The organism is Streptomyces tateyamensis (genome assembly GCF_003205575.1).
Classification (GTDB): Bacteria; Actinomycetota; Actinomycetes; order Streptomycetales; family Streptomycetaceae; genus Kitasatospora; species Kitasatospora tateyamensis.
The window spans coordinates 1-15,941 of sequence record NZ_PYBW01000113.1; the positions used below are offsets into that span (position 1 = coordinate 1).

General features: G+C 72.3%; 12 protein-coding genes. 1 reads left to right on the forward strand and 11 read right to left on the reverse strand.

Translation table 11 applies throughout. The features are described 5' to 3' along the window. Window positions 1-229 precede the first annotated feature (229 nt). Window positions 230-859 (forward strand): aquaporin, encoded by a 630-nt coding sequence (locus C7C46_RS26875; protein ID WP_110672526.1) that lies wholly within the window; start codon window positions 230-232, stop codon window positions 857-859. Window positions 860-866: 7 nt separating this feature from the next. Here C7C46_RS26875 and C7C46_RS26880 read toward each other — a convergent pair whose 3' ends face one another. The 11 genes from C7C46_RS26880 to C7C46_RS26930 form a co-directional block, all read right to left on the reverse strand. Next, window positions 867-2,180 carry a hypothetical protein gene (locus C7C46_RS26880; RefSeq protein ID WP_425470126.1) on the reverse strand — a complete coding sequence of 438 codons (1,314 nt, stop codon included), beginning with the start codon at window positions 2,178-2,180 and terminating at the stop codon, window positions 867-869. Between the two features lie 163 nt (window positions 2,181-2,343). Beyond that, window positions 2,344-3,462 (reverse strand): LPXTG cell wall anchor domain-containing protein, encoded by a 1,119-nt coding sequence (locus tag C7C46_RS35300; protein WP_181442541.1) that lies wholly within the window; start codon window positions 3,460-3,462, stop codon window positions 2,344-2,346. Window positions 3,463-3,726: 264 nt separating this feature from the next. Next, window positions 3,727-5,115 (reverse strand): ABC transporter substrate-binding protein, encoded by a 1,389-nt coding sequence (locus tag C7C46_RS26890; protein WP_110672528.1) that lies wholly within the window; start codon window positions 5,113-5,115, stop codon window positions 3,727-3,729. A gap of 40 nt (window positions 5,116-5,155) precedes the next feature. Beyond that, complete coding sequence (locus C7C46_RS26895; protein WP_245984977.1) at window positions 5,156-5,974, reverse strand: carbohydrate ABC transporter permease; 819 nt, start codon at window positions 5,972-5,974, stop codon at window positions 5,156-5,158. Then, complete coding sequence (locus C7C46_RS26900) at window positions 5,971-6,870, reverse strand: carbohydrate ABC transporter permease (RefSeq protein WP_110672547.1); 900 nt, start codon at window positions 6,868-6,870, stop codon at window positions 5,971-5,973. The genes C7C46_RS26895 and C7C46_RS26900 overlap by 4 nt, the downstream gene beginning before the upstream one ends. A gap of 116 nt (window positions 6,871-6,986) precedes the next feature. Beyond that, window positions 6,987-9,113 carry an alkaline phosphatase family protein gene (locus C7C46_RS36815; RefSeq protein ID WP_245984985.1) on the reverse strand — a complete coding sequence of 709 codons (2,127 nt, stop codon included), beginning with the start codon at window positions 9,111-9,113 and terminating at the stop codon, window positions 6,987-6,989. A 172-nt stretch (window positions 9,114-9,285) separates the two neighbouring features. Then, a complete protein-coding gene (locus C7C46_RS26910) occupies window positions 9,286-9,834 on the reverse strand; it encodes a GNAT family N-acetyltransferase (RefSeq protein ID WP_110672529.1) in 549 nt (182 codons plus the stop codon). A 63-nt stretch (window positions 9,835-9,897) separates the two neighbouring features. Further along, on the reverse strand, window positions 9,898-11,229 hold the full coding sequence (locus C7C46_RS26915; RefSeq protein ID WP_110672530.1) for a CoA transferase: 1,332 nt from the start codon (window positions 11,227-11,229) through the stop codon (window positions 9,898-9,900). A gap of 1 nt (window position 11,230) precedes the next feature. Further along, the gene (locus C7C46_RS26920; protein WP_245984987.1) at window positions 11,231-12,037 is read right to left on the reverse strand and encodes a pentapeptide repeat-containing protein; all 807 of its coding nucleotides are present in this window, start codon (window positions 12,035-12,037) and stop codon (window positions 11,231-11,233) included. 210 nt (window positions 12,038-12,247) lie between these two features. Beyond that, window positions 12,248-12,940 (reverse strand): hypothetical protein, encoded by a 693-nt coding sequence (locus tag C7C46_RS35305; protein WP_181442542.1) that lies wholly within the window; start codon window positions 12,938-12,940, stop codon window positions 12,248-12,250. Window positions 12,941-13,112: 172 nt separating this feature from the next. Then, a complete protein-coding gene (locus C7C46_RS26930) occupies window positions 13,113-15,482 on the reverse strand; it encodes a glycosyl hydrolase family 18 protein (RefSeq protein WP_110672532.1) in 2,370 nt (789 codons plus the stop codon). Between the last annotated feature and the right edge of the window lie 459 nt (window positions 15,483-15,941).

Sequence of the window (15,941 nt, forward strand, 5' to 3'; positions counted from 1 at the left end):
CCGCCAGCGCACCGAGACCAGTGCCGCCCAGCGCGCCATCCTCGCCAAGCTCGGCGTCACCGAGCCCAAGCGCATCATCACCCTGGAACCCGGCACACCCGCCTGACCAGCACCAACGCCCCCGCCTAGACACACGCCGCCCCGGCGTGCGATCACGCGTATCCGCAGGTCAGCCCACATATTCGTGGACTAGAACGACACCTCAGCTGCGGAACTCAGGGACGGGGGCGTGCGGCTGCTGACCAACACGCTGGCCTCGGTCGGTGCGCTGGGGGTGCTGATCCTGCTGTTCGGCCCGGTCTCCGGCGGGCACCTCAACCCGCTGGTCACGCTCGCGCTCTGGTGGCACGGGCGGGGCGGCGCGCAGGCGCTGCGGGCCCGGGAGGCGGTCGGGTACGCGGCGGCGCAGCTGGCCGGCGCGGTGGGCGGCGCCGTGCTGGCGGACCTGACGCTCGGTCACGGCCGGCTCGCGGCGGCCCGCCAGGTGCACACCGGCGCCGCGCAGTGGACCGGCGAGGTGGTCGGCACCGCGGTGCTGGTGCTGGTGGTGCTCGGGCTGACCCGGGCCGGGCAGCAGCGGTTCGCGGCCGTCACGGTGGCCGGTTGGATCGCCGCCGGGATCTGGGCCACCGCCTCGGGCTGCTTCGCCAACCCGGCGCTCACCGCGGGGCGGGCGTTCAGCGACGGCTACACCGGGATCTCGCCCGGCTCGGTGCCCGGTTTCGTGGCCGCCCAGCTGGCCGGGGCGCTGCTCGGCCTCGGGCTGGTCCGGCTGCTCTTCGGCTCCGCGCGGCGGGTCGAGGGGAGCTCGGTGCCGGGCCCGCCCGAAGGGGCTCAACGCCCGGTCCGGTCCGCCTGAGGGCGGGTCAGCGTCTGGTCGACACCGGTGCCCGGCCGCGGGCCCGCCGCCCCGAGCCGGGGCTCGCGGGGGCCGGCAGCGCCACCGGGGTCAGCTCCAGGGTCGGCCGCTCCCTGGTCGCGGCCGCCCGCTCGGGCACCGCGCCCCCGCCGCGCCCGCGCCGCTTGCGGTTGCGGGACCGCGGCTGCTTGGTCGGCCAGAGCAGCACGTAGGCCGTGGAGACCACCACGAAGGCGAGCCGGATCATGCCCTTGGCGGCGTCCGAGGGGATCAGCAGCGTGCCGCCGTACAGCGAGGCCAGCGCGATCCAGCTCCACCACGGGACCAGCCGCTTCTGGCCGACCGCGTCCCACAGCAGGGTGCCCAGCAGGATCGAGGCGGTGTAGTACGTGTAGACGCTCGGGTCGAGCAGGATCCGGGCGTTCGCCCCGACCAGCACCACGGCCGGCCAGCGCCCCCGCCGCACCGCGAGCGCGCCCAGACCCATGCCGATCGCGAACTGGGCCGGCCGGTCCCACCACGGGGTGGACGGGTCCGAGACGCCCAGCCAGCGCAGCGAGGAGGCGGGCTGGTTGGGGATGGTGAACTTGGCCGCCTGCAGCGAGCCGAGGTTGCCCAGGTAGAACGGCAGCCAGACGACCGCCACCAGGGCCGCGAACCAGATCAGCGCGCGCTTCCAGTCCTTCCTGGGCAGCGCCAGCACCAGGGCCACGAAGGAGATCGCCCACGGTTTGGAGTCCACCGCCAGGGCCAGGAAGATGCCGGTGGCCGCCGCCTTGCCGCGGACCAGCGCGTTTATCGCGAGCATGGTGAAGAACAGCGCCAGCACGTCGTCCAGGTGCGCGAACCGCACCGAGACCTCGACCCACATCGGGATGAAGGCCAGGCCGGCGACCAGGATCCGCTGCTGCAGCCGCCGGTGGTTGGTACCGGTGCCGCGGTAGTACCAGGCGGCGGTGCGGCCGACCAGGACCAGCATCACCAGGCCGAGCGCCGACATGGTGCCCTCGGCCAGCAACTGGCCGGTGCGCTCCGGGAACGGCGCGAACAGCCGGGCGGCCGCCAGGCTCACCGGGCCGATCTGCAGCTCGGGGTGGTGGGCGTAGAGCGACAGGCCGCCGCCGGTGCCACCGCTGAACAGCAGCTGCTCGCCCTGGCGCAGGTAGTGCCAGGAGAAGCCGCCGCTCGGCTCGACGATCAGGAACCAGAGCACGGTCCAGGCGACCAGCAGTGCGTGGTGTCTGCGGACAGGCAGGATCCAGATCCGGCCGGTCTTCGCGCCGTAGTCCGTCGCTGCTGCCTCCGCGCTTGCTCCGCGCACCTGTTCCTCTTCCCCGCACCGGCCCCCTCGGCCGGACATCCTATGCGATCAGTGCGAACAGCCGACCTGTCGGAAATGGACTGGAATCGTCCGGTTCCGCAACGGCCGACGGCCCGGTCCACGCGGGGTGGACCGGGCCGTCGGCCATGACGTGGCTACCGGATCAGGCGTGCCGGCCGGCCTGCTTGCGGCGGCGCAGCACCACCAGGGTGCCGATACCGGCCGCCAGCACGGTGGCACCGGCGATCGCCAGCGGCGTGGCGTCGCTGCCGCCGCCGGTGTACGCGAGGTCCTTGTCCTCCGCGGCCTGCGCCTGCTGGACGGCAGCGGTCGGGATCGGCACGGTGACGGGCTTGGGCGGGGTGACCGGGAACGGGGTCACCGGCGGCGCGGTGTCCGGCGCGCTGGGGGTGGCGACCGGGGACGAGGAGGTGCTGGAGGGCGTCGGTGAGGCCGTGGTGGCGCTCGACGAGGGGGTGGGCGAGCTGGTGGTGGGGCTCGACGACGGGGTGGGCGAGCCGGTGGTGGCGCTCGACGACGGGGTCGGCTTGCCGGTGGTGGCGCTCGACGAGGGGGTCGGCGAGGGCTTGTGGGTGTGGCTGGGCGACGGCGACGGCGACGGCTTGTGCGAGTGGTCGTTGTCGCCACCCCCGCCGATGCAGAAGAAGGCGGGCTCGCTCACGGCGATCTGCTCGAGCGCCTCGCTGCTCTGGCCGGCCTCGGCCGCCGGGAGCCACAGACCGAAGTACTGGACGTAGGCCGGGCCGGTCGGCGCGTCGTCCGGCAGGCCGAGCCGGACCTTGATGGAGACCGACTTGCCCGCCTTGACGGGGACCAGGCTGGCCGGCACCTGCGGGACGCCTTGGTCGTCCTCGGGGCCGAACACCCGCACGTCCTCGAAGTACGCGGGGATGGTGCTGTGCTGCCAGTCCGCCTTGCCGCGGCGGTAGTCGAGCTGGAACGAGTCGTTCGCCAGGTCGCCGGCCTTGGTCTGCACCCGGATGAACGGGATGAAGACCAGGTCGGCGCCGGTGCGGTTGGTGAACTCCACGGTGAACTCGGTCTGGCCGCCGGCGTCCACCTCGTGCCGCAGGCCCTCGACCTCGAGCTTAGGCTCGGCGTTGGCCGGCACGTTCTGACCGGCCGCGGCACCGGCCGACCCGGTGCTCGCGGTGGCGGTCGGCGACGGGCTGGCCACCACCGCGAGGGCGCTCTGGGCGCCCGCCAGGGCTGCGCCGGAGACCAGCGCGGTGGCCGCCAGCAAGGCGAGGGGACGACGCATCAGTTCAACCTCACGGGTATCCGCGCCGACCGGATGGATCCTGGCGGGCGGGCTTTGGGACCGGCGGACCCGGAGCGGGCCAACGACGGAGATGTCGCCGGAGAATATCTGACGAACTGAAGGGTATGAAAGACGGGTTCACCATCTTCGCGGAAAACTAAGGGCGAAGCCCGATAGCCGGACGCAGCGGACCGCCGTACCGGACGGCACGGCGGTCCACGGTCAAGTTCTCCGAGGTCAGCTTCCCTGCGGTGGCCGGGGGTCTCAGCCCACCGAGCTGTTGTAGCTGTCGACCGCCGGCTGGATCTCCCTGGCCGCGTCGGCCAGCGCCTGCTGCGCGCTCTTGCTGCCGCTGATCGTCTGCTCGATCGCGGTCTCCACGCCCTTGCGGGCCTGCGGCATCACGCCGAGCAGGCAGCCCGCGTTGGCCGGCGAGGGCTTGGCCGCGTGCAGCTCGTCGATCGCGGTCTGGAACTGCGGGTACTTCGCCAGCCAGGCCTTGTCCTTCGGGTCGTCCAGCGCCTTCCGGTTGACCGGGAAGTAGCCGGTGCCGGTGTGCCAGGCGGCCTGCTGGGCCGGCTCCCCGAGGAACTTCTCGAACTCCCAGGCCGCCCGCTGCTCGGCCGCCGAGTGGCCGGGCCCGTCCACCCAGAGCGAGGCCCCGCCGATCGCCGGGCCGCCCGGGTCGGTGGCGTCGATCTTCGGGTAGGGCGCGGTGGCCACGGTGAACTTCGCCGCCTGGGTGTAGCCGCCGAGCACGCCGGTGGACTCCAGGTTCATCGCGGCCCGGCCCGCCTTGAACGCCGCCTGGGCGTCCGCCGTGGTCCGCCCGGTGTTGACCGCGTAGCCGCCCTTGACCAGGTCGGCCCACCACTGCACCGCCGCGGCGCCCTTGGCCGAGTCGTAGACCACCTTGCCCGCCTTGGCGTCGCGCCCGTTGCCCTGGTCGCAGTAGAGGGTGCCGGACTCGGCCAGCAGCTCCTCGACGAACCAGCCGTAGATCGCGGCGCCGAAGCCGTACTGGGTGGTCTGGCCGCCGGCGTCCTTCACGGTCAGCTTCTTGGCCGCCTCGCCGATCTCCGCCAGTGTCTGCGGCGGCTTGGCCGGGTCCAGGCCGGCCGCCTTGAACGCGTCCGCGTTCAGGTAGAGCAGCGGCATCGAGGAGTTGAACGGCATCGAGACCAGCTTGCCGCCCACCGTGTAGTAGTTGCGGATGCCCGGCTCCAGGTCGTCCAGCGAGTAGCCGTCCTTGTCGGCGAAGGCCTGGGCCGACACGGTCTGCCTGGAGTCGATCATGAAGCGGGTGCCGATGTCGTAGACCTGCACCAGCGAGGGGGTGCTCTTCTGCTGCACCGAGGCCTTGTACTTGGCGATGACGTCGTCATAGGTGCCCTGGAAGACCGGCTTCACCTCGATCTTGCCCTGGTGCGCCTGGTTGAAGGCGTCCACCAGGCTGTTCAGCACGGCGGCGTTCTGACCGGTCATCCCGTGCCAGAAGGTCACCGTGGTCACCCCCTGGGCGTCCTGCAGGGCCTGGGCGCCCGGCGCCCCGCCCGCGGCGTCCGAGCCGGAGCCGGACGAGGCGGACGGGGAGGAGCTGCAGGCGGTCAGGGCCAGGGCGGCCACCGCCGTCGCGACCAGCAGCTTGCGCACGTTTCTGTCTCCTTCGGAGGATCAGTCAGGTGTCGAGGTGTCAGCGAACGGCACCCGCGGTCAGGCCGCGGACGATGAACCGCTGCCCGAGGACCACCAGGGCCAGCGTCGGCAGCAGCGAGAGCAGCACGCCGGCCAGGATCAGGCCGGGGTCCGCGGCGTCCGCGTAGCTCAGGCTGGTCAGCCCGATCTGCACGGTCTGCATCTGCGGAGTGCGGGTGATGATCAGCGGCCAGAAGTACTGGTTCCAGGCCGACAGGAAGACGTAGATCGCGATCGCCGCCAGCGAGGGCTTGTTCAGCGGCACCAGGATCCGCCACAGGAATCGCCAGTGGCCCGCGCCGTCGATCCGTGCCGCGTCCCGCAGTTCGGCGGGGAACTGGCGGAAGGACTGGCGCAGCATGAAGGTGCCGAAGCCGGAGGCCAGGAACGGCAGCACCAGCCCGAAGTAGCTGTTGGCCAGTCCCCAGTCGGAGACGGTCAGGTAGTTGGGGATGATCACGGCCTCCCACGGCACCATCAGGGTAGCCAGGAAGACGCCGAAGACGGCACCGCGCCCGCGCAGCGGCAGGAAGACCAGCGCGTACGCCGCCAGCACCGAGGTGAGCAGCTGGGCCGCGGTGATCACCCCGGCCACCAGCACCGAGTTGAGGTACTGCCGGGCCAGCGGCACCGCGCGGGCGGCGGCGGCGAAGTTGCCGGTGGTCAGGTGGTGCGGGACCACGGCCGGCGGGTAGACCGCGAGGTCGCCCGGGCCCATGAAGGCGCCGACCAGCACGTAGTAGACCGGCAGCAGCACGGTCAGCGCGGCCACCCCGAGCAGCAGGTAGGCGGCCAGGCCGCCCAGGACCCGGTTCACGCGTAGTGCACCTTCCGCTCCAACACCCCGAACTGGACCGCGGTGCAGGCCAGCACCACCACCAGCAGCACCACCGCGCGGGCACTGGCCGCGCCGAAGTCGCTGGAGCCGTTGGCGAAGGCCTTGTCGTAGACGTCGTAGACCAGCGTGCTGGTGGCATGGTCCGGGCCGCCCCGGGTGAGGATGTTGATCTGGCCGAAGCTCTGCAGCGCGTTGATGGTGGAGACCACGACCAGGAAGAACAGGTGCGGGCCGAGCAGCGGCACGGTGATCGAGCGGGCCAGCCGCCAGCCGCCGGCCCCGTCGAGCCGGGCCGCCTCGGTGATCTCCGATCCGATCGAGCCGACGCCGGCCGAGAGCACCAGCACGTTGTAGCCCAGGTTCAGCCAGACGGTGGCCAGGGCCACCGAGACCAGGGCGTGGTGCGGGTCCGTCAGCCAGGCCGCCGGGCCCAGCCGGAGGTGCGACAGCAGCCCGTTGAGCACGCCGGTGGCCGGGTTGTAGAAGACCCCGAAGACCACGGCGGCGCTGGCCACCGAGAAGGCGAACGGCAGCGCGAAGGCCGAGCGCAGCACCCGCACCCCGCGCAGCCGGCCCTCCAGCAGCAGCACCAGGACCAGCGCGCCGAGCACCCCGGGCACCACGGTGAGCAGCACGAAGAGCGCGGTGGTGAGCAGGGTCCGGTAGAACTCGGCCGAGCCGAACAGCGCGGTGTAGTGGTCCAGGCCCACGAACCTGGTGGGCGCGCCGAACAGGTCGTTGCCGTGCGCGCTCAAGTAGAAGGTGCGGTAGAGCGGGTAGCCGAGGAAGAGCGCGAAGACGGCCAGCGAGGGCAGCAGGTACACCCAGGCCAGCACCTTCTCGGCGGGTGGGCTGGACGACGGCGGTCTCGGCATCCGGTGCATCCTCCAGGCTCCCCGTGGCGTACGTCCGAGTGTCATGCCCACATCCAAGAGGCACCGAACCCCCCGGCCCGGGGCGGCTGCCCGCCCGGGCCGGCGGGTTCGACGGATCAGAGCTGCTGAGCCTTCTTCAGCAGCGCCTTGCCCTGCGCGGTCAGCTGGTCGGCCTGGTCGCCGTCCACCTTCTGGTGGTCGAACGCGGCCTGCTGCAGCAGCTGCCCGATCTGCGCCACCAGCGCGTCCCGCTCGGCGCCCAGCGCGGTGATCTTCACCGTGCTCGCCTTGTACTGCGCGTCGTCCGCACTGTTGGTCAGGATGCCCTTGGTCGAAGCCTTGAGCGTGGCGGTGGCGAACTCGCCCACCCCCGCGTTCAGCTGCTTGTAGACCTCGGCCAGCTCCTCGTAGTCGTAACCGTGCTGGCCGCGCAGCGCGGCCGGCCGGGCCCAGTTCTCGACGTACTCGGTCAGCACCCGGCCATCGGAGGCGTACGAGTCCTTCAGGCCGAGCAGCGCCAGCATGGTCGGCCTGATGTCGGTGTGGTCGGACCACACGTCGCCGGTCTCGCCCAGGTTGCGGATGCCCGGACCGACCAGGCCCAGCCAGGTGGTGTTGATGTCCGGCGCGAAGTCACCGTGGTTCCAGGCGTAGCCCGGGCCCAGCGCGACGCAGGTCGGGGTGCAGTTGCTCGCGCCCGCGTACACGAAGTAGTCCGGGTTGGCGAAGGAGGTGAAGGTCGGCGTCCGCAGCGGGTCACCCGTCTGCATGTGCAGGATCTTCTGCTCCGCCTGGTCCGCCAGGTAGTTGGAGATGGTGTCGGTCTTGCCGGTGATCGGGTTGACCGCCGTCACCTTGCCCCAGGCCTGCTCGAACGCGCGGGTCTGCGGGTCGTTCGGGCCGGGCCGGCCGTTCAGGTAGAAGTTCGGCGCCGAGTCGGCGTGCACCTGGAACGGGGTGGTGACGCCCTGCTGGGTGGCCAGCAGGCCGCGGGCGTTGGCGTTCACCTCGCCGAGCTGGCTGTAGGTGCACGGCACGGTGACGCCGTCGCAGTCGGCCGGGGTCGGTTTGCCGCCCACGAAGTGGTCGTTCTCGTCGGCGGTGACCACGAACAGGGTGTTGTCCGCGTTCAGGCCGTCGTGGTGGATCCGGTCGAAGAACTTGGCGAAGGCGTCGTCGTAGGACTTCAGCTGCGCCGTGTAGTTGGCGTCGCCCGGGCCCATCGCGCCGCTGTTCGCGCCGTGCTGGTCGTGCGCGTCCGAGATGTAGGCGTAGGTGACCGGCACGCCGGACTCCTGCATCTGGGCCACGTAGCCGAGCGAGTTGTCGGCGGTCATCGCGTCGAAGCCCGGAAAGCCCGGGTTGCCCTTGGGGTCGGTGATCTGCTTGCCGGCGGTGGAGCGCACCACGCCGTCCGCGCTGATCGCCGGGTCGACCGCCTTGGCGCCGAACAGCGCCTGGTAGCCGTTGTAGCCGCCCGGCTCGTCCGGCAGCAGGTCGGGGCTCTGGGTGCCCTTCGCGCAGACCTTGGAGTCCTTGGCGCAGTGCACGCCGATGCCGACGAAGTCGGCCTGGGCCCGGGCCGGGTCGGCCTTGGCCTCGGCAGCCTCCGCGGAGGTGGGACCGAAGACCTTGTTGATGTCTACGGTGGTGTTCTCCAGGATGGTGTTGGCCGTGGAGACCGCGCCGAAGTCGCAACCCGCCTTGGTGAAGGTGGTCCACGGCGCCGGGGCGTTCTTGCCGTCCGGGCCGACCATGGTCGGCGCGGTGTCGGCCGGGGCCGGCACCGAGTTGTCGGCCACGCCGTCGGTCCAGTAGGCGAAGCTGCTGGCCGAGTTGGAGTTGCCGTCCGGCTTGTAGTACCGGTACGAGTTCGAGACCGCCTGGCCGTGCTTGTCACCGTAGAGACCCGTGATCGAGGTCAGGATGTCGTTGCCGGTGTGCGCGATCAGCGGGGTGTGGTGGTTGGTGGACAGCGTCCCGTTGCTCTCCAGGAAGTCGAGCAGATGCGGCATCTGCTCGAGGTCCGAAGGCACGTTGGGGTTGTCCCGGGTGAAGTGCACGTTGTCGAACTGAAGGTAGATCACGTGCTTCACGTCCCGGCCGTCGGCCGAGATCTGACAGCTCGTCTGCTGCTTGGGGCCTCGCGGCCCCGGATCGGTGGCGCTCGCCGTGGTGGCGGAGACCATGGCCAGGCCGAGCCCCGCCGTGAGCGACAGGGCCAGCACCTTGCTCTTGCGCATCCTGCTCCCTCTCTGGGCGCGATCGCGCGCCCGCGACGGGAACGCGCGTAGATCGCCGATGGGGAAGCACTGCGGCCCCCCGTCGTGCGTGCCACAGGCTGCCACAGTGGGGCCGAACGCAACAGGAGGCGTGTGCGGGCAGGGAGTTAAGTCGGGGTGAACAGGGGTGGGCTCAGGCCGACGGTCCGGGCCCCGGCCAGTCGGCCACGGGGCGGTCGGCGTACAGGTGGGCCCACTCGTGGCGGAACGGGTCGAAGCCCAGCCCGTGGTCGATCAGGCCGAGCCGCTCGGCCACCGCCCGGGAGCCCTGATTGTGCGGCAGGATCATCGCGAGGACCGGCAGTTCGGGCCGGTGCCGGTGGGCGGCCGAAATCGCCGCGCGGGACAGCTCGGTCGCGTAGCCGCGCCCCCAGTGTGCGGTGTCCAGCCGGTAGAACAGGTTCCAGTTGCCCCGCCCGGTAAGCTGCACCCCGCCTATGCCGATCACCTCGGGGGCATCGCGCAGCCGGACCGTCCAGTAGCTGAGCCCGTCGTCCGCCCAGCGGCCGGCCGCGCGCTGGATCCACTCCCGGGTGGTGGCCGGGACCAGATGCCGCCCCGCCGGGTCGTGGGCCCAGCCGCCGGGGTCGGCGTTGATCCGGTGCAGCGGGTCCAGGTCGCCCAGGTGCACCGGGGTCAGCGCCAGGCGCTCGGTCAGCACGGCTCGCGGGTCGTCGGTCATCCGTCGAGGGTAAGCAGCGACGGGCGACGGGGGCCACCGGCTTTCCCGAGGCTCTGCGGCCGGCTAGGACCGCGACAGGAACTCCGGGCGGTCGGTGCCCCAGGCGGTCGGGCCGGCGGCCCAGTTGTCGTGGCCGGGCAGCGGCGGGCGGGGGTGGTGCAGCACTCCGTAGGCGCTGGGCGTCTCGGTCAGGTACGGGGATGGGTCCGCCTCGGCCGCCTGGTCAGCGCCGGCGGCCCGCCCCATCGGGGTGGTCAGCAGCCAGTGGGCGGTGCCCGCCAACGAGTACCGCAGGTGGGCGCCCGCCCCGGTGCGCTGCCGCTCGGCCAGCGCGCGCAGCACCCCGGCCGCCGCGAGGTAGCCGGTGCCGTGGTCCAGTGCCTGGGCCGGCAGCGCCCCCGGTGCCTGCGCCGTGCCCTCGCGCAGCGCGATCCCGACCCGGGCCTGCACCAGGCTGTCGAAGCCGCGCCGCCCGGCCCACGGCCCGCGCCAGCCCCAGGCGTTCAGCTGCACCAGCACGGTGCCCGGCAGCTGCTCCGGGGTCAGCCCGAACCGGTCCAGCGCCCCCGGCCGGTACCCGGTGACCACCACGTCCGCCGCCGCGGCCAGCTCGCGCAGCACCGCGAGCTCCTCGGGGCGGTCCAGGTCCAGCAGCGCGGAGCGCTTGCCGAAGCCGGTGTCGGCGTGCGCGTCCGCGGTCTCCGGCAGCCGGGGCGAGTCGATCCGCAGCACGTCGGCGCCGAGCAGGGCGAGCGTGCGGGTGGCCACCGGTCCGGCGATCACCCGGCTCAGGTCCAGCACCCGCGCCCCGGCGGCCGGCTGCTCGGCCGCGGCCAGTCGGCGCCCGGTGCCGGGCAGCGCCGAGCGCTCCACCAGCGGCAGACCCGGCTCGGGTTCGGCGCTGCCCACCGCGACCGCGAGCCCGCCCGCCGCGTACACCGCCTCCTGCACCTGCTCGGCCGCCCGGCCCGCCAGCAGCTCCGCCAGTACGGCGGCCGACGCGTCCGGCGCCAGCCCGAGCGCGCTCAGCAACCGCTCCCGGTGGTGCGGGTAGTTGGCGTGGGTGCGCACCCAGCCGTCGGCGGTGCGCCAGAACCCCGAGTGCGGCGCGAAGGTGTCGCTCGGCCGCCCCGCGATCCGCAGCAGCTTCTCGCTGCGGAAGGCCGCGGCCACCGCGCCCTCGTCCACCAGCAGCCCGGCCACCGCGGCCCCGCCGCGCGCGTCCCGCAGCTCGGCGGCCGCCAGCGCACAGACCGCCACCGCTGCCCGTGCCGGCTGACGCACCGGCAGCCGGGCCGCCAGCGCGCCGGGCACCTCCCGGTAGGAGATCCGCTCGACCAGTTCCGCCGGCCCCCCGAGCACCGCCCAGGCAGCGCGGGTGAAGTCGTCCGTCATCTCACCAGTGTGCGGGCCTGACCAGCCCGTCCGGCAGCCGGGTCGCTCCGTCGCCCTTGGCGGCGTTCAGCTGGCTCTGGGTGAGGAAGAAGGCGCCCGTCAGATCGGCCCCGGCCAGCCGGGCGTCGCGCAGGTCGGCCCCGATCAGGTCGGCCTGGCGCAGGTCCGCGCCGGTCAGGTCGGCCGCGATCAGGTAGGCCCCGCGCAGGTCCGCGCCGCGCAGCTCGGCCCCGCGCAGCTTGGCGCCGATCAGGTCCGCACCGCGCCGGTCCCGCTTCCTGCCCGGCAGCTGGGCCCGGACCAGCTCGCTGGTACGCAGCAGCAGCACGTTCACCTTGGCCCGCTGGGCCGGCACGTCCAGCTCGGCCAGCTGCTCGACGGGCAGCTCGGTGAGCTCCTCGGTCTCGGTCAGCAGTGCGCGCAGCTCGGGGTGGACCGGGGCGGCCGCGGCCAGGCCGAGCGCCTCGTCCAGGTAGCGGACCAGCTCGTGCAGCTGGCGCAGCACCGGGAAGGCGCGGAACATCAGGGCCCCGCTCTTCGGGTCCTCACGCCAGCTGACGCCCTGGAAGGTGCCCTGGGACAGGTGCTGGCCGGCGCCGAAGCAGTCGTAGACCGTGCAGCCGGTGAAGCCCCTGGTGCGCAGGTCCTGGTGGATCCCGCAGCCGAAGTCCTGGCGCAGGTTGCGGCAGGGCCGGCCGGCCTCCTTGTCGATCGCGAAGTCGGCGGAGCGGGCGAACGGCAGCGCCACGCAGCACAGGCCGAAGCAGCTGGAGCAGTCGGCCAGCAGGTTCAGGCGCGTCTCGGTCACGGCGGCGGGGTCCTCTCCACAGGGGCTGCGTCGAGTAGAGCCCAGGACCGGTCCGGCGGTCCAATCCGGCCCGGTCCGCCCGGGTCCGGCCGCCGCGGGGCGGGTGGTGCGGGCCGCCGCGGGGCGGGTGGTGCCGACGCCGCGGGGCCGGTGGTGCCGTCGCCGTGGAATGGGGTGCCGGCCGCCGCAGAGCCGCGGCCGGCACCTTGGTCACATCTGGTCGGGGTGCGGGACGTAGCCCGGGTTGCCCGGCTGGCCCGCGTAGCCCGGACCGGGCTGCTGCGGCGGGTAGGGCTGGCCCTGCTGCGGCGGGACCGGCTGTCCGGCCTGCGGCGGGAAGGGCTGCCCCGCCTGCTGCGGGAAGGGCTGGCCCTGCTGGGCCGGGAACGGCTGGCCCTGCTGGGCCGGGAACGGCTGGCCCTGCTGCGGGAACGGCTGGCCGGCCTGCGGCGCGAACGGCTGCGAGCCCGGGTCGATCGAGCCGGCCGGGAAGGCCACGCTCAGCTGGTCCAGCTCGTCGCGCCAGTACCGGTGGATGTTGAGCCGGCTCGGCTTGCTGTCGCTCGGCAGCTGCAGGTACATCGAGCTCCACACGGTGGCCCGCTTCACCCGGGTGACCGGGAACGCCGCGCGCGGGTAGACCGCGACCACCTCACCGGGCCGGTTGGTGAACCGGCTGGCGGTGTTGACCACCACCGAGCTGCTGGTCAGGGTCAGGAAGTAGAACTTGCGGGTCAGCGCCACGATCAGGCCGAGCCCGGGCACCTCGTCGAAAATCGCGTTCAGCCACGGGCTCGGGCCCGTCTCCACGTGCACGCAGGCGATGAAGGTCTCCCCGGGCGGTGCCACCTGGGAGAGCTGCTCGATGACCTGCTTCTTCTGCGTGGCCCGGCGAATTGCCATAGTTCTGTCCTTTTGCCCCGTCTTGTCCAGCAATTGCTGGCGCGTCGAAATCGGCTGAGATTAGCAGGTGTTGACGACTTCTCGAACGCCACGTCCCCCGGCGCCGCACGGGCACCGGGGGACGTGGTCCGACGGGCGGCGGAGCGGGTTTCCGCGCCGCCGCCCCGGACCGTCACTTCATGCTGGAGGTCATCGCGTTGACCAGGGTGCCGGACGGGTCGTCAGCCTCCAGGGAGTAGGCGAAGATGCCGCCCAGGCCCTTGGTGGAGGCGTACGAACCGCGGGCGGTGATGGCCTGCGGGGTGTCACCGGTGAAGAAGTTGGTGCCGTCGTAGAGCCACGAGCTCTGCGTGGTCGGGTCCCAGTGCACGTTGGCCGCACCGGTCTTGCCGGTGGCCACCAGCTCCTTCCAGAACGCGACGCCCGCCGCCTGGCTGGTGGACTGCGCCGCGGACGGGCCGGTGGCGGTCGAGTACAGGCCGCTGTTGGCGCCGGCCGGCACGCCGGTCCAGCCGCGGAAGTAGAACGGCACGCCCAGCACCAGCTTGCTCGCCGGGAAGCCGCCCTTGATGCCGTAGGCCGCGTCCCCGTTGACGAAGGCGTTCACGCCGTTGTCAACGGTGTACTTCTCGGTGCCGGGCGCGATCGCCTTGCTCGGGTCGTTCGGGCTGTTGTACAGCGGGTCCTGCAGGTTGGTCGGGCCGGTCGCGTCCCAGGCACCGTGCATGTCGTAGGACATGATGTTGCCGTAGTCCAGGTACTTGCCGAGCTGGTCGGTCTGCAGGTTGGCGATCTTGTCCTGGCCGCTCGGCAGCGCTGCGGTGAGCAGGAAGTGCTTGCCGACACTGGCCCCGTAGGCGTCCAGCTCGTTGCGGAACTCGGCCATCAGCGCGGTGTAGTTGGCGGTGTCGGCAGCCGAGTAGTGGTTGCCGGTGTGGCCGCCCGCGGAGGCCGGGTACTCCCAGTCGATGTCGATGCCGTCGAAGACGCCGGCGCCCGAGCCGGTGCCGCCGGAGGCGTCGCCCGAGACGCCGGTGGGCAGGTTGCCCTTGATGAACATGTTGATGCAGGAGGAGACGAACTTCTTGCGCGAGGCGTCGCTGGCGGCGACGTCGGAGAAGTACTTCGAGTAGGTCCAACCACCGAGCGAGACGGTGAACTTGAGGTTCGGGTACTTGGCCTTCAGCTCGCGGATCTGGTTGAAGTTGCCCTTGATCGGCTGGCTCCAGGAGTCGCTGGTCCCGTCGACGCTGATGTCGCCGGTGTAGCCCTTCTGGTAGTCCGCGAAGGCGTCGCCGCCGCCGTCACCGGCGCTCGGGTTGGACTCGTTGGCGTCGGTCGCCTTGATGGTCTCGAAGCAGCTCAGGTTGGTCGGGTCGATGTTCTCGAACGCGTAGGTGACCGTGTTCAGCCCCGCGGCGGCACCGGTCTTGGCCAGGCTGCTGGGGTAGTAGGCGTTGCCGTAGATGCCCCACTGGGCGAAGTAGGCGGACTTGACCGCACCGCTGGGCGCGGCGCCGGTGGTCGCGGCGACCGGCGCGGACTGGGCGCTCGCGTGGCCGTCCTTGTCGTACCCCTGCACGGTGAAGGTGTAGGCGGTGTTCGGCAGCAGCGAGCTGACGGTGACCGAGGTGCCCATCGAGGTGGCCACCAGGTTGGCGCCGCTGTACACGTAGTACGCCGGGACGTTGCCGTTCTGCGCGCCGTCGGTCGAGCCGGACCAGCTCAGCGTCACCGCGTTGTTGTGCACCACCGCGGTCACCCCGGCCGGGGTGCTCACCAGGCCGTCGCCACCCGGGGCGGTGCCGCCGGTGGCGGTCGCGGTCGGGGTGGGCGTGGGGGTGGCGCTCTGGGTCGGGCTGGCGCTCGGCGAACTCGACCGGGTCGGCGAGGCGCTGGCCGTCGGCGAGCTGGACTGGGTCGGCGAGGCACTCGGCGAGGCGCTGGTGCTGCTCGCGCTCGGCGAGGCGCTGGTGCTGCCGCCGCCCGGGCCGGTCAGCGACAGGTCGTCCGCGTAGTAGGTGCCCTGGCCGTACCAGCCGTGCACGTAGACCGTCACCGAGGTGGTGGCGGCACCGGTGGTGAAGGTGGTGTTGAGGTTGGACCAGCCGGCGCCCGAGGTCCAGGTGCTGGGGTCGGTGGTGCCGGAGCCGCTGACCCCGAGGTAGGTGTAGTTGCCCTTCAGCCAGCCGGACAGGCTGTAGGTGGTGCTCGGGGTGACCGTGACGGTCTGCGAGCACTGGGCGCTGTCGGAGGCCGAGGCCGCCGCCTGCAGCGCGTAGCTGCCGGAGTGCGGGGCGCTGGTGGTGACGCTGCCCAGGCCCGCGGAGCAGGTCCAGCCGGACAGGTTGCCGGTCTCGAAACCGGCGTTGGTCAGCAGGTTGACGCTCGCGGCGCCGGCCGACCCGCCGAGCAGCGTGGTCAGGCCGGCCGCACCGGCGCACAGCGCGGTCGCCGTGGCGAGCGCGGTCGCGTTTCGAAGGGGACGTCGAGCGGACTGGGTCCGCTCGACCGGCCGCGCAGCGGTGGCGCGTTCGGGCATGGTCGCTCCAAAGTCGCGCCCGGACTGTGGGGGAACGAGCGCTGTGGGGGGAGGGGTACCTGGGCCCGGCCGGGTGCGCACCCGACCAGCCCTGCTTCCGCGGATTGGCGCTGAACGTAAGGCCTGGACCAGGCCCCGGTCAACAGGTCTGTACCAATCTGCAACGAAGGAGGCAGCTCCCACCGGCCAAAACGTCCCGATTCACCGGACATTGAGGTCATCTGACGCAGCGGTGGTAGAGGCCAATCGAGGATGTCTCGGTAACGCTCGGTCAGCTCGGGGGCCTTCTGCGCCCGCGCCCGCCTTGCTCCTGTCCGCTCCCCCTCCCCCGTTTTCCGCCCCGCGCCCCCCTCCCCTCTCCCCTCCCTTCCCCTTCCTCCCCTCTCCCCCCTCCCTTCCCTCTCCTCTCGCCCCTCCGAGCCGTCCGCGAACGGGCTCGCGGGCGGCTCGCCGATGCGA